At 69.1% G+C, this 12,927-nt stretch carries 11 protein-coding genes; 3 read left to right on the top strand and 8 right to left on the bottom strand.

Annotated features, from left to right (window positions below):
- Positions 1–344: 344 nt before the first annotated feature.
- The 4 genes from ABIA71_RS13485 to ABIA71_RS13470 form a co-directional block, all read right to left on the bottom strand.
- The gene (locus ABIA71_RS13485) at positions 345–1,607 is read right to left on the bottom strand and encodes an RNA polymerase sigma factor (RefSeq protein ID WP_354285748.1); all 1,263 of its coding nucleotides are present in this window, start codon (positions 1,605–1,607) and stop codon (positions 345–347) included.
- 64 nt (positions 1,608–1,671) lie between these two features.
- Positions 1,672–2,061 (bottom strand): VOC family protein, encoded by a 390-nt coding sequence (locus ABIA71_RS13480; protein WP_354285808.1) that lies wholly within the window; start codon positions 2,059–2,061, stop codon positions 1,672–1,674.
- 43 nt (positions 2,062–2,104) lie between these two features.
- Complete coding sequence (locus ABIA71_RS13475; RefSeq protein ID WP_128095817.1) at positions 2,105–2,527, bottom strand: VOC family protein; 423 nt, start codon at positions 2,525–2,527, stop codon at positions 2,105–2,107.
- Between the two features lie 27 nt (positions 2,528–2,554).
- Positions 2,555–2,974: a YciI family protein gene (locus tag ABIA71_RS13470; protein ID WP_354285746.1), complete on the bottom strand. Its 420-nt coding sequence runs from the start codon at positions 2,972–2,974 to the stop codon at positions 2,555–2,557.
- 201 nt (positions 2,975–3,175) lie between these two features.
- Here ABIA71_RS13470 and ABIA71_RS13465 point away from each other — a divergent pair, with 201 nt between their 5' ends.
- The gene (locus ABIA71_RS13465; protein WP_354285744.1) at positions 3,176–3,550 is read left to right on the top strand and encodes a YciI family protein; all 375 of its coding nucleotides are present in this window, start codon (positions 3,176–3,178) and stop codon (positions 3,548–3,550) included.
- Between the two features lie 6 nt (positions 3,551–3,556).
- Here the strand turns inward: ABIA71_RS13465 and ABIA71_RS13460 are convergent, their stop codons facing one another.
- Positions 3,557–5,635 carry an NHL repeat-containing protein gene (locus ABIA71_RS13460; RefSeq protein ID WP_354285742.1) on the bottom strand — a complete coding sequence of 693 codons (2,079 nt, stop codon included), beginning with the start codon at positions 5,633–5,635 and terminating at the stop codon, positions 3,557–3,559.
- 123 nt (positions 5,636–5,758) lie between these two features.
- On the opposite strand from ABIA71_RS13460, the gene ABIA71_RS13455 reads away from it, so the two are divergent.
- Positions 5,759–7,264 (top strand): tetratricopeptide repeat protein, encoded by a 1,506-nt coding sequence (locus tag ABIA71_RS13455; protein WP_354285740.1) that lies wholly within the window; start codon positions 5,759–5,761, stop codon positions 7,262–7,264.
- Between the two features lie 15 nt (positions 7,265–7,279).
- Here the strand turns inward: ABIA71_RS13455 and ABIA71_RS13450 are convergent, their stop codons facing one another.
- Together ABIA71_RS13450 and cycA are read right to left on the bottom strand one after the other, a co-directional pair.
- Positions 7,280–8,053: a lytic transglycosylase domain-containing protein gene (locus ABIA71_RS13450; protein ID WP_038690762.1), complete on the bottom strand. Its 774-nt coding sequence runs from the start codon at positions 8,051–8,053 to the stop codon at positions 7,280–7,282.
- A gap of 102 nt (positions 8,054–8,155) precedes the next feature.
- Positions 8,156–9,529 carry a D-serine/D-alanine/glycine transporter gene (cycA, locus tag ABIA71_RS13445; RefSeq protein ID WP_354285738.1) on the bottom strand — a complete coding sequence of 458 codons (1,374 nt, stop codon included), beginning with the start codon at positions 9,527–9,529 and terminating at the stop codon, positions 8,156–8,158.
- A gap of 261 nt (positions 9,530–9,790) precedes the next feature.
- On the opposite strand from cycA, the gene ABIA71_RS13440 reads away from it, so the two are divergent.
- Entirely contained in the window at positions 9,791–11,389 is a 1,599-nt protein-coding gene (locus tag ABIA71_RS13440; RefSeq protein ID WP_354285736.1) for an EAL domain-containing protein, read from the top strand.
- Positions 11,390–11,703: 314 nt separating this feature from the next.
- On the opposite strand, the gene ABIA71_RS13435 is transcribed toward ABIA71_RS13440, so the two are convergent.
- The gene (locus tag ABIA71_RS13435; protein ID WP_354285806.1) at positions 11,704–12,660 is read right to left on the bottom strand and encodes a polysaccharide deacetylase family protein; all 957 of its coding nucleotides are present in this window, start codon (positions 12,658–12,660) and stop codon (positions 11,704–11,706) included.
- Between the last annotated feature and the right edge of the window lie 267 nt (positions 12,661–12,927).

Raw genomic sequence — 12,927 nt, 5'->3', positions numbered from 1 at the left:
GCAGCCGGGCAGAGCCCGGCGCTACGAGGCGGGCGCCACAGGCCCCGTAGAGCGGGGCTCTGCCCCGCTGCCCTGGCCACATCGCGCAATGCAACAGCAGCCGGGCAGAGCCCGGCGCTACGGGACGGTGCGCCCCGACAGCCGTAGAGCGGGGCTCTGCCCCGCTGCCCTAGCCACATCGCGCAATGCAACGGCAGCCGGGCAGAGCCCGGCGCTACGAGCGCTGCCCCCCGTACAGCGGGGCTCTGCCCCGCTGCCCTTAACCCCACACCGCGCAACGCAACGGCAGCCGGGCAGAGCCCGGCGCTACGACGGTGTCAGCGACGGCGACGGCGACGGCGGCGTTATGCGATCGGAACGGCCTGCGCCCGTGCGCGCAGCACGGCCTGTTCGCGGGCGTTGGCGCTGAGGCTGGCGGCACGCAAAAACGCGGCGCGGGCTTCATCGACGCGCCCGAGCTGCAGCAGCAGGTCGCCCTGCACCGCCGCCAGCGGGGCATAGCCCTCCAGGCGCGGGTCCTGCGCCAGCTGCTCCACCAACGGCCATGCCGCGGCCGCGCCCTGCGCGCGCGACACCGCGACGGCCCGGTTCAATTCGATCACCGGTGATGGCTGCTGCTCGGCCAGCCGTTGGTACAGCGCCGCCATCGCCGCCCAGTCGGTGTCCTGCACGCGGCGCGCGCGGGCGTGGCAATCGGCAATCGCCGCCTGCAGCACATAGGGATCGTCGCTGCCGCCCAGCGCCATGGCCTGGGCCAGCGCGGCCTGCCCGCGTGCGATCTGCAACCAGTCCCAGCGCGCGCGGTCCTGCTCGGGCAGCAGGATCGGGGTGCCGTGCGCATCCACCCGCGCCGCTGCGCGCGAGGCCTGCAGCTCCATCAGCGCCAACAGCCCGTGCACCTGCGGCCACGCCGGCAGCCGGCTGGCCAGCACCCGCCCCAGCCGCAGTGCTTCGTCGCACAGCGCCGGGCGCATCCAGTCGTCGCCCACGCTGGCGGTGTAGCCCTCGTTGAACACCAGGTAGACCACCTCCAGCACCGACCCCAGCCGTTCGGGCAACGCCGCCTGGCGCGGCACTTCGAAGGCCACCTGCTTGCTGGCCAGGGTGCGCTTGGCGCGCACGATGCGCTGGGCGATGGTCGGTTCGGGCTGCAGGAACGCCCGCGCGATCTCGTCGGTGGTCAGCCCGCCGAGCAGCCGCAAGGTCAGCGCCACCCGCGCGTCGGCCGACAGCACCGGGTGGCAGGCCACGAACATCAGGCGCAACAGGTCATCGCCGATGTCGTCCTGCAGCGCATCGCTGTCGTCGGGCAGGGGCAACGGCTGTGGCTCCAGTTCGCTGCCCCACAGCGCATGCTGGCCGGCCACGCGCTGGTGCTGGCGCAACACGTCGATGGCGCGATTGCGCGCGGTGGTCATCAGCCACGCTCCCGGGTTGTCCGGAACCCCCTGCGTCGGCCAACGCTCCAGCGCGGCCAGCCAGGTGTCCTGGGCCAGTTCTTCGGCACGCCCCACGTCGCCGCGCAGCATCCGCGCCAGGCGTGCGATCAGGGCCGGCGACTCCATGCGCCAGAGGGTGTCCAAGCGGTGCGACAGGGCGTTTTCCATGCGCGCGATCAAAGCACTGGCGGCAGGCCGGTTCAAGCCCGCCGCCGGGCAGGCTTTGTTCCGGTCAGCCGGGTTCGCCGTCCATGTGCGCAATTTCCCACAGATGACCATCCAGGTCCTGGAAGCCGCGCTGGTACATGAAGCCGTAGTCGCGCGCGGGCATCGGCTCGCTGGCACCGGCCTTCAGGGCCTTGTCCACCAGCGCGTCGACCGCCGTGCGGCTGGTCGCCGACAGGCAGGTGATCACCTCGGTCTGCTGGCGCGCGTCGCTGATCGGCTGGGTGGTAAAGCCGCGGAAGAACGACTCCACCAGCAGCATCACGAAGATGCTGTCGCTGATGATCATGCAGGCCGCGTTGGCGTCGGTGAAGGTCGGGTTGAAGGTGTAGCCCAGCGCGGCGAAGAACGTCTTGGACGCCTCCAGGTCGCGCACGGGCAGGTTGACGAAGATCATCTGCGGGGAATCGCTCACGGTGCCATCCTTAGAAGTGTGGGAATCAGGGTTGTTTCATGCAGTTGACCATCCACGGCTTGCCGTAGCGGTCGATCAGGAAGCCCCAGCGGTGGGCCCAGAACGTTTCGCCGATCGGCATCTTGACCTCACCGCCGTCGGCCAGCGCCTTGAACACGCGCTCGGCCTCTTCCACGGTGTCCACGTCGATGTTGATGGTGGTGCTGTTTTCCCCGCCGCTGGACGGGCCATCGGCGGCCATCAGGATCGCGCTGCCCACTTCCAGCTGGCTGTGCGCAACGTGGTCCAGCGTTTCCGGCGGCATCTCGCCGCAGCCGTCGGTGTTCTCCATCGGCGGCATGTCGCGGTACCTCATTTCCGAGGTGACCTTGCCGCCCAGCACCTGCGCATAGAAGGCCATGGCCTCGTGGGTCTTGCCGTTGAAGCCAAGGAACGGAATCAGTTTCATGGGAGTGCTCCAGGGAAGTCGGGTGGGTCAGTCGGCGGCGCCGATCTGCTCGCGCAGACGCTGTTCCTGCGCCTGTAATTCGGGGGTGAAGGCCTCGCCGAAATCCTCGGCGCTCAAGATCGGACGCAGCTCGACCACGCTGCCCGGGCCGAACGGAGCGCGCTTCAGCCACTCGGTGGCTTCGTCCAGCGAGCGCACCTGCCACAGCCAGAACCCGCAGACCAGTTCGCGGGTCTCGGCGAAGGGGCCATCGATCACCCGCGGCGGCTGCGCCCCGAAGGCCACGCGGCGCGCGCGTGAGGTGGCGTGCAGGCCCTCGCCGGCCAGCATGATCCCGGCCTGCACCAGCTGTTCGTTGTAGGCGCCCATGGCGCGGATTTCCTGCTCGGTCGGCATCTCACCGGCCTCGGTCTCCGGGGTCGCCTTGACCAGTACCATGACTTTCATCGGTGTTTCCCTCAGGGCGGGCCCGGTTGGTGGGCCCTTCAAGGGATACAACGCAGCCGGGCGCCGGAAATCGACACGTCGGCAAAAATAATTTCCGCCGCCGCCCGGAGCCGCCTGAACAGGCACCGCGTGCCGCGCTGCAACAGCACGGATGCGCCGGCTGCGGCATCATGGCCGCCCCTGCCCCGGAGCCTGCCGGCCATGCAATTCCTGCTGCTGATCTACATCGACGACGGCCTGTTGCAGGCCCTGCCCGGCGAGGAATACGACCGCCTGATGCACGACTGCCTGCAGCACGCCGATGCCCTGCAGGCCGACGGCACCCTGGTGCTGGCGCAGAAACTGGAGCCGGTGCACAGCGCCCGTACCCTGCGCACCCGCCAGGGCAAGGAGCGCATCACCGACGGGCCGTTCGCCGAAACCCACGAACTGCTGGCCGGCTTCAACCTGATCAACGCGCGCGACCACGACGATGCACTGCGCATCGCCCGGCAGTTCCCGTGGTCGCGCTTTGGCAGCATCGAGGTGCGGCCGCTGGCCGACATGGACGCCGAGCGCGAACGCGTCGGCGCCTGAGCCGCGCTACAACAGCGTGATCTTGAGATCGCGCGCGCCGACGCCCTCGTTGCCGCTGTAGTCGCGCACGCTGGCCCGGATCACGTAGTCGCCGGCGGGCAGCGCGTCGGGCCGCCAACGGCCTGTTTCCACCAGCCCATCGCGTACCGTGTTGGTTACCAGGTAGCGGAAGCGTGTAACCGCACTGCCGTGCACGGTGATGCCGCTGTCCGGCGCATAGGCCACCACGGTGGCACTGTCCTGCGGCGGCATGCGGTTGAACACGATGTTGAAGCGCGGCTGCTCGTACCCGGCCAGCGGCTGGCCCTGTGCATCCAGGATCTGGTAACCCACCTGGTAGGCGCCCAGGCGACGACGCGGCAGGTTGCGGTCCACCTGGTCCCACGCTTCCACCACGATCTGCACGCCGGGGCCCTGCCGTGGCACCACCAGCGGCGCCGTGCCCACGGCCTTGATCGGCAGGTCCTGGTCGTCCAGTACTTCCACCGAGGTGATGCGCGGTGCGAACGCATCGGCGTAGCCGACAAAGCCCAGCGCCACCGCGTTGCGCTCGAATCCGCTGGCGCCCACGCTCAGGTGCACGTGCGCCATACGGTTGATGCTGCCCAGCGGCTCGCCCACATGGAAGCGCGTGCCCCGGCGCACGCGTACCCGTTCCAGTTTGCCGTCCATGTCCAGCACCTGCTGCCAGCGGGCGTCGAACGGCTGGCCACGCGGGTCGCGCCCCACCTGCATGTGGATGTACTTGAGCCGACCCAGCGCCATGCCTTCGGCCTGCCCGCCCACCGACCAGCTGGCAAAGGCGCTGTCGACCTTGCCATCGGCGATGGCCAGCACGCGCTGGCCGACATCGCCGCGGATATCGAAGCCGCCGTGCAGGTGGTGGCGGCTCTCACCGCTGAAGTTGCCGCGCACTTCACCCAGCGTGCCCACCACTTCATGCCACCCGTCCTGGGGGGCCAGCGGCCAACGCCCACCCGTCACCGGCAACGGCGCATTGGCGGCGGGACCGGTCAACGCCGGTGCCGGCACCGCACCAATGTCCAGCGGACGCAGGCGATGCACGCGGTACGCCGCGGCATCGGCCAGGTAGACAGCGCCCTGCGCATCCAGTGCCAACCCGCTGGGCCGCGCAAAGCGCGGCTGCGGTGAAACGCCCGCCAACGCCACCTGGTGGCCCTGCGTGGACACCTGCACCACCTTGCCGTTGATGTCGCCCACGTACAGCACATCATCATGGGTAACGGCCACCGACAACGGACCGCTCATCACGCTGCCGTTGGCCACCTGGGTGCGCAGCATGCCGTCCGGCGACAGCCGCCGGATGGCGTTGTTGTACAGGTCGGCGATCAACAGGTTGCCGTGGGTGTCCAGCGCCAGGGCCACCGGCGTATCCAGGCGCGTCTCGGCACCGAACCCATCCACGTTGCCCGGATGCTCGCCGCCCGCCGCCGTGCGTACCATGCCGTCCAGCTCGATCACCCGGATACGGTCGTTGTAGGTATCGGCCACGTACACGCGGCCGCTGGCATCCACGGCCACGCCCATCGGCGCATCGAACCGCGCCTGCGCGGCCGGCCCATCGGCAAAGCCCGCCACCCCGTCGCCGGCAAGCGTGCTCACCACGCCATCGGCGCCGATCCGGCGGATGCGGTGGTTGCCGGTGTCGGCCACGTACACGTTGCCCGCGGCATCCAGCGCGATGCCCGATGGGGTATGGAACTGCGCCTGCGCGCCCGGCCCATCGCGCCACCCCTCGCCGGTGCCGGCCAACGTATCCACGCGCCCATCGGCATACACCCGGCGGATGCGATTGTTGTCGCCGGCGTCGGCGATGTAGGCAACACCGTGCGCATCAACCACCAGCGCATACGGATCGGCGAAGCGCGCCTGTGCACCGGCTCCATCGCGCAGGCCACCCACCCCATCACCGGCCAGCACCTGAATCTGCGCCTGCCACGCCAGCGGCGTGGGTACCGGGCCCTGGTCAACCGGCGCCGATGCAGGCGTGTCGAAAAACGTCCATGCCAGTGCCGCAGCGGTGATCGCCACCACCCCGCCGATCATTACCTGCCAACGTTTCATTGCCATCCCTGCGCTTGTCCGGCGTAGACCTTAAACGTTGCCTGCGCGTCTGCACACCCCATGCGCTTGTGTGGCTGCGTGGTTCCGGGTTCAATCGGTGCAGACCCCACGCAAGGATGCGCCATGCACCGCCCGCACCATCGCCTCGCCCTATCCCTGCTGCTGGCGATGTCCGGTATGCCAGCACTCGCCGCGACGCCGGTGGCCACACCGCCTGAAGACGCACTTGCGCAGCGCCTGACCGACACCATCGCATTGGCCGAGCAGGGCGATAGCGTCGGTGCACTGATCGGCTTCGAACGCGTATTCAACGATCCCAACCTGGCCACCCTGGATGCCGCACAACGCCTGGAAGGGTGGGTCAGTGCCGGGCGCACGGCGTTCAACGCGCGCCAGCCGCAGGAGACGCAGCGCTACCTGGACGCGGCACTGAAGCAGGCGCCCGATGACGCACGTGCGCTGTATGTGCTGGGTCGCCTGAAGCTGCTGCAGGACCAACCGGTGCAGGGCGCCGCCCTGATCACCCACTCGCTGCGTGCATCGGACCGGTTCCTGGCCGACATCGATGCCCCGCTGGTGTACCGGCTGGGCGATGCGCTGCAGGAGCAGCCCGATGACTACCGCGCGCTGCTGGAGGTGCTGTTCGACCGTCAGTGGAAGGTCGATGGCCTGGAGCCGACGGCCGTGTGGCTGACGCTGGCCACGCTGCAGGCCGATGCCGGACAGCAGCAACGCCTGGCCGCCACCGTGATGCGTATCGATGCGCCGATCGAAGTGGTCGCGCTGCGCAGCGACAAGCGTTTCGATGCCGTGGTCGACCGCCGCGATCCGCGCTTCGACCCGCTGCAATCGGCGCGTCGCCATGCCGATGCCCTGCGCGTGTCGGCCTTGTTGCAGCCAGAGGCCAGCGACCTCGCCGCGCTCACCGACACCCTGCTGTTGCTGGGCGAGCACGCGCAGGTGCTGACCGCTACGGACCCGCTCCATGCACGCCTGACCGAGGCCGGCGCCCCGCGCAGCTTCCCTGGTGGAGCCTACGCGGCGTGGGTGCTGCTGCACCGCGCCGTGGCCCAGCACCGGCTGGGCCAGAACGACCAGACCGAGGCAACGCTGGAGCTGGCCAGTACGCTCACCGACGAGGGCGACACGGTGAACCCGCTGCAGCGGCTCTACCTGGCCAGCTGGTACCTGTCCAGCGCCAAACCGGCGCGTGCCCTGCAGACCCTGGACGGGCTGGAGGAGGCGCCGATGTTCGGCGAGTACCTGCGCCAGTGGATCCGTTTCAGCGCGTACCGGTCGCTGGGGGATACCGCGCGCTCGGCGCAGGCCCGCCAGTGGTTGCAGGCCAACCAGGACGAGGGCCGCAGCGTGTATGTAAACGTGCTGCTGGAAGAGCAGCGCACCGACGAGGCGGCACGCTGGGTCATCACCGAACTGCAGTCGCCCCGGCGCCGCCAGGACCTGCTGGAGGTGATGCAGGACTTCCGCGCGCTGCCCCCGATGCCCGCCGACGTGGACAACGACGCACGCTGGGAAGCGCTGCTGAAGCGACCCGATGTGCGCGCCGCGCTGGAACGGGTCGGCCGCCGCGAGACCTTGCCGATCTACGGGCGCGGTGCGTGGCGGTGAGGCCGCACGCCGCGATCAGCGCGCCGGCGTTTCCACCTTGAAGCCCATCGCCTCGCGGTAGCGCTGGTACAACGCGCTGACTTTTTCCACGTACGCCAGGGTTTCGGCGTACGGCGGCACGCCCTTGTAGCGGGTCACCGCGCCGATCCCGGCGTTGTACGCGGCCGCCGCCAGGGTGCGGTCGCCTTTGTAGCGCTTCAGCAGCGCCTTCATGTAGCGCGCGCCCCCGTTGATGGACTGTTCGGCCGACAGCGGGTCGGCCACGCCCCATTCGGTGGCGGTATCGGGCATCAGCTGCATCACGCCCTGCGCGCCCTTGGGCGATATCGCACCGGCATCGAAGCCGCTTTCGGCATGGGCGATCGCACGCAGCCAGGCATCGTCCACGCCGGTGGCCTTGGCCGCCGCCTTGAACTGTTTGGCATGGCGGTTGAGCTGTGGCGTGCCCACCTTGCCCAGCCCCTCGTGCGCCGGCTCGCCGGGCGGGGTGGCCACGGTGAACTTCAGGAACACCCGTGACCCGGGCAGGTTGCGCGTGGAATACACCAGCGCTCCGTCCTGCTCGCGTTCGTACAGGGTGCCGCTGAAGATGCCCATGTTGCCCCACAGGTTGGGGGTCTGCACGGCGCTGTCATCGATCTGCTGCGGCGTGCATTTCGAGCCCGGCTCGGGCGCGGTGGCCAGGCTCACGGTGTTGTCCCGCACGCAGCGGTACACCGTGCGCGCCGACGCCGACCACGGCAGCAGCATCGACAACAGGGCCAACGCGGCAGGCAGGGTCGGATTCATGGGCTCGGATCGGGGCACGGAAGGGTGCGGCGCGATCATCCGGCCCTGGCTGCGAACCGAAGGTGAATACCGGGCCCGCCATGGCGGCGGGCCCCGCCCGGCTCAACGCGCGATCAGCCGCTTGGCCGCATAGCCCAGGCCCAGCAGCAGGAACCACAGCGGGCTGATCGCCAGCGCGTACAGGGTGTCCGGCTGCAGGGTGAGCAGCACCAGCACGAACACGAAGAACGCCAGGCAGACCCCGCACATGAAGACGCCGCCCGGCATCTTGAACCTGGACGCCGCGTGCAGCTGCGGGCGACGGCGGCGGTACACGATGTACGAACACAGGATCAGCGACCACACGAACATGAACAGTACGGCCGCCAGCGTGGTGACCAGCGTAAAGGCGGTAACCAGGTTGGGGATCAGGTAGATCAGCATGGTGCCCAGCAGCAGGCAGATGCACGAGAACAGCAGGCCCCGTGCCGGTACCGCCGCCCGCGACAGGCGCGCGAAGAAGCTCGGGGCGTGCCGTTCTTCGGCCAGCCCGTACATCATGCGGCTGGTGGAGAAGATGCCGCTGTTGGCCGACGAGGTGGCCGAGGTGAGCACCACGAAGTTGATCAGGCTCGCCGCAGCCGGAATGCCGGCAAGCACGAACAGCTCCACGAACGGGCTCTTGCCCGGCACCACTTCGCGCCAGGGGGTGACGGCCATGATCGCGATCAGGGCCAGCACGTAGAACACGATGATGCGCACCGGGATGGAGTTGATCGCCTTGGGCAGGTTGCGCTCGGGATCGGCGGTTTCAGCGGCGGTGGTGCCGACGAGTTCGATGCCGACGAAGGCGAACACCGCGATCTGGAAGCCGGCGAAGAACCCGGCCATGCCCATCGGGAACAGGCCGCCGTCGTTGTACAGGTTGGCGAACGAGGCCTGGTGGCCCGACGGCGAGGTGAAGCCCCACGCCACCAGCCCGAAGCCGGTGATGATCAACGCGCAGATGGCGATGATCTTGATGAGCGCGAACCAGAATTCCATTTCACCGAACAGCTTCACCGTGACCAGGTTCAGGCTGAGCAGCAGGATCACGCACAGCAGCGCCGGTATCCACGGCGCCAGTTCGGGAAACCAGAACTGCGCATAGGCGGCGATGGCGATCACATCGGCGATGGCGGTGATGATCCAGCAGAACCAGTAGGTCCATCCGCAGAAGAATCCGGCCCAAGGCCCGAGCAGGTCGGTGGAGAAGTCGATGAACGACTTGTACTCCAGGTTGGACAGCAGCAGCTCGCCCATCGCGCGCATCACGAAGAACAGCATCGCGCCGATGATCAGGTAGACCAGCACGATCGACGGGCCGGCCAGGCTGATGGTCTTGCCCGAGCCCATGAACAGGCCGGTGCCGATGGCCCCCCCGATGGCGATCAGCTGCAGGTGGCGGTTGGACAGGCTGCGCCGGAGGTGTTGCGGCGGCACGGCGGGATCGGTCATGGGCGGGGCCAGCAGGGCGAAGGCTCTGAACATAGAAGACCGCTGGCCGCCGCGCCACTGTTGCGTGCATTTGCGGCCGGTCGATGTCGGTTTCACCCTCTCCGACGCGGCCCGACAGCCCGGCGGGCGGCCGCCTGACGGGTACCCCGGAACATCCCGGTTCCAATCCCGCCCGTCAGGTGGTGAGATAGCGCAGCGGGTCACGGGGGGTCGAGGTCGTGAGCGCCGCCCCCGTCTCCCTTCCACGGCATCGAGGTCTGCTTGAACCGCGCCAGGATCATCGCCGCCACCGTGTTGTTCGCCCTGCTCGGCGCCTTCGTGCCGATCGCCGGCCTGGTGTACTTCACCTGGAGCCGGGCCACCGAAGCGGAGGCGACCCGCCTCCAGCTCACCGCCGAACGCACCCTGCTGCGCGCCAACCGCGCCTACGAAGCCGGCATGCTGGCCCTGCGCCGGCTCAACCAGAGCCCGCTGGAACCGTGCTCGGCCGAGCACCTGCACCTGATGCGGGCCCTCACCCTGAGCACCCACTCGGCCGAACAGGTGGGCTACTTCGAAGACGGCCGCCTGCGGTGCACTTCCTGGGGCATGATGGACGCACAGGTGCCCGAGCCCCGGCCGGACCATGTGACCGCCGACGGCGCCGGCATCACCCTGGGGGTACGGCCGATCGCCGGCGATGGGTCGCCGCTGATCGCCCTGCACTTTGGCCGCTACGACATCCTGATGGACCCGTCCCGCTTCGTGGACGTCATTGCCGATCCCAACGTGCGCCTGGCCGTGGCCAGCCCCGATGGCCGCCTGATGGCCCAGCAGGACCTGCTCGACCAGCCGCTGCTGCAACGCCTGCTGCGCGATCCGCACAGCGGCATGGACAACCACACCCTGTATGCCACCGCGCAGGACCAGGAGTGGCTGGCCATCGCCACCGCCCCGCGCACCGACCTGCTGGCCAGCTTCCGCCAGCAGTTCCGGCAGTTCATTCCGTTGGGCGTGCTGGGCGCGCTGGCGGCGATCGCTGCGGTGGTGTGGCTGTCGCGGCGGCGGCTGTCGCTGCGCGGGGAACTGGCCACGGCCGTGCGCCGGCGCGAGTTCCACATGCACTACCAGCCCATCATCGAGCTGGACACGGGCATCTGCGTGGGCGCCGAATCGCTGGTGCGCTGGACCCGGCCCGACGGCAGCCACGTGCGCCCGGACCTGTTCATTCCGCTGGCCGAGGAACATGGCCTGATCGACGCACTGACCGACCAGGTGATCGAGCGCGTCATCGACGACATGCGCGAGCTGCTGGTCCAAGACCGCAGCGCGCATATCGCCATCAACCTGTCGGCCGGCGATGTCAGCAGCGGGCGCGCCCTCAAGGTGCTGGCGGCCAAGCTGGCCGGCACCGGCATCCACCCGCAGCAGATCTGGCTGGAGGCCACCGAGCGCGGCTTCATCGACATCCAGCGCGCGCGCAACACCCTGGCCATCGCGCGGCGCACCGGGCACTGCGTGGCCATCGACGATTTCGGCGTGGGCTATTCCAGCCTGCAGTACCTGCAGCAGCTGCCACTGGATGCCTTGAAGATCGACAAGTCGTTCATCGATGCCATCGGCACCGACAGCGCCACCAGCCCGGTCACCTCGCACATCATCGACATGGCCAAGACCCTGGGCCTGTTCACCGTAGCCGAAGGCATCGAAACCCCCGCCCAGCTGGCCTATCTCCAGGCCCGCCAGGTGGAGTTCGGGCAAGGCTGGCTGTTCTCGCGTGCGCTGTCCCCGGAGGCCTTCATCGCCTTCCACCACCAGCGCCTGCAGCAGTACGGCAAGGCGCGCGAGAACTTCCAGAACCCGAACAGCGCGGTGGAGTAGCGCCGGGCTCTGCCGCGCCGCGAGGTTCGTGGGCGCCATCGCGTATAACGCGTCGCCACGTAGCTCCGGGCTCTGCCCGGCTGCTTTTCTGCGGGGATCCTGAACTGCCGGGCAGAGCCCGGCGCTACGCGCTCCCGAAGGCGCGAGAGGACACAGGCGCGTGGCGACGCGTTCCACGCCATGGCGCCCGCAGGTCGCGCGGCGCGGCAGAGCCCGGCACTACTCGCTCCCGAAGGCGCGAGAGGACACAGCCGCGTGGCGACGCGTTCCACGCCATGGCGCCCGCAGGTCACGCGGCGCGGCAGAGCCCGGCGCTACTCGTTGGCGATGCCCGCCAGCTCCAGCACCCAACGCGGCACCTTGGGCTCGCCGGCGTAGAAGCTGCGCGGCTTGCCCTCTGCCATCGCCCAGCGGTGGATCCAGCTGATGCCGCCGGCGCCGTTGTAGCCATCGGCGTGCGCATAGGCGGGGTCCTGCAGCGCCTGCTCCAGGGTAATGAACGTGTAGCCTCTTCGGCGGGTAGCGGCGATCAGTTCGTCGATGCTGGCCGCATTGAGCGCGTTGGCATGCATCAACCACACCTGCGCCGGCAACCGGCCCAGCAGGTGACGCGACTGGTCTTCGTAGTAGTCCAGCTTGCTCAGCATGTAGGGCACATAGCCTCGCCGCAGCTGGCGCAGCCGGGCCTCGCGCACCACCGGGTCGGCCTCGGTGTCGCGCACATGGTCGTAGGCGAAGGCCCAGATCCACTCACTGTTGTCCACCGTAACCGGCGCAATGCGATAGCCGTGCTGGTCCAGGAAGGCCGCCAGCGCCGCGCGTTGCTGCGGGGTCTCCCCGGCACGCAGGTACGGATGGCGGAACCAGCGTGGCGTCTGCCCGCGTTCGGCCAGCAACGGGCGCAGCGTCTGCTCGCCACGCAGGATGTCCTGCTCGTAGGCCGCCAGCCCGATCGCATGCAGGTCCACGTGGCCACGGGTGTGGTTACCCAGTTCGAACCCGGTATCGCGCCAGTCGCGCAGCATCTGCACGCGCGCCGGCTGCACCTGGCCATCGCGCTCCAGCTTGATCTCATTGACGAACCCCACCACCGGCACCTGCGCCGCCTTCAACGCGGCAAGCAGCTGCGCGTGGCGGTGTGCCAGCTCCGGATCATCGCGCTCATCCAGCCGCTGCCAGGGCAGGTCGTCGATGGTCAACGCAATGCGCTGGTCCGGCGCGGCCTGCACGGCCGCGGCAAGTCCCAGCAGTCCCAGTCCCATCCAACGCAACACGATGTGGCGCACGCAACCCTCCTGATCCGTGCCGCCACCTTAAACCAATCGTGGTGCCGGGCCAGAACACGTGGTGCCGGGCCAGAACACGTGGTGCCGGGCTCTGCCCGGCAGTTCGATATTCCTGCGGAAAGCAGCCGGGCAGAGCCCGGCGCTACGTCCAACAGCGGCAGAGCCGGGCGCTACGTCCCGACGCGGTGGGTCCCTGGCGCGTGGCGACGCGTTCTACGCCATGGCGCCCTGCGAACCTCGCGGCGCGGCAGA

Origin of the sequence: Stenotrophomonas sp. 2619 (assembly GCF_040548725.1) — a bacterium.
Taxonomy (GTDB): Bacteria; Pseudomonadota; Gammaproteobacteria; order Xanthomonadales; family Xanthomonadaceae; genus Stenotrophomonas; species Stenotrophomonas maltophilia_AP.
This window is presented reverse-complemented; position numbering and strand designations above follow the sequence as displayed.

Excerpts from the sequence above, each read along its gene's own strand:
- ABIA71_RS13485 (WP_354285748.1), bottom strand. The coding sequence starts at position 1,607 with ATGGAAAACGCCCTGTCGCACCGCTTGGACACCCTCTGGCGCATGGAG.
- ABIA71_RS13455 (WP_354285740.1), top strand. The coding sequence starts at position 5,759 with ATGCACCGCCCGCACCATCGCCTCGCCCTATCCCTGCTGCTGGCGATG.
- ABIA71_RS13465 (WP_354285744.1), top strand. The coding sequence starts at position 3,176 with ATGCAATTCCTGCTGCTGATCTACATCGACGACGGCCTGTTGCAGGCC.
- cycA (WP_354285738.1), bottom strand. The coding sequence starts at position 9,529 with ATGACCGATCCCGCCGTGCCGCCGCAACACCTCCGGCGCAGCCTGTCC.
- ABIA71_RS13470 (WP_354285746.1), bottom strand. The coding sequence starts at position 2,974 with ATGAAAGTCATGGTACTGGTCAAGGCGACCCCGGAGACCGAGGCCGGT.
- ABIA71_RS13475 (WP_128095817.1), bottom strand. The coding sequence starts at position 2,527 with ATGAAACTGATTCCGTTCCTTGGCTTCAACGGCAAGACCCACGAGGCC.
- ABIA71_RS13450 (WP_038690762.1), bottom strand. The coding sequence starts at position 8,053 with ATGAATCCGACCCTGCCTGCCGCGTTGGCCCTGTTGTCGATGCTGCTG.
- ABIA71_RS13480 (WP_354285808.1), bottom strand. The coding sequence starts at position 2,061 with ATGATCTTCGTCAACCTGCCCGTGCGCGACCTGGAGGCGTCCAAGACG.
- ABIA71_RS13460 (WP_354285742.1), bottom strand. The coding sequence starts at position 5,635 with ATGAAACGTTGGCAGGTAATGATCGGCGGGGTGGTGGCGATCACCGCT.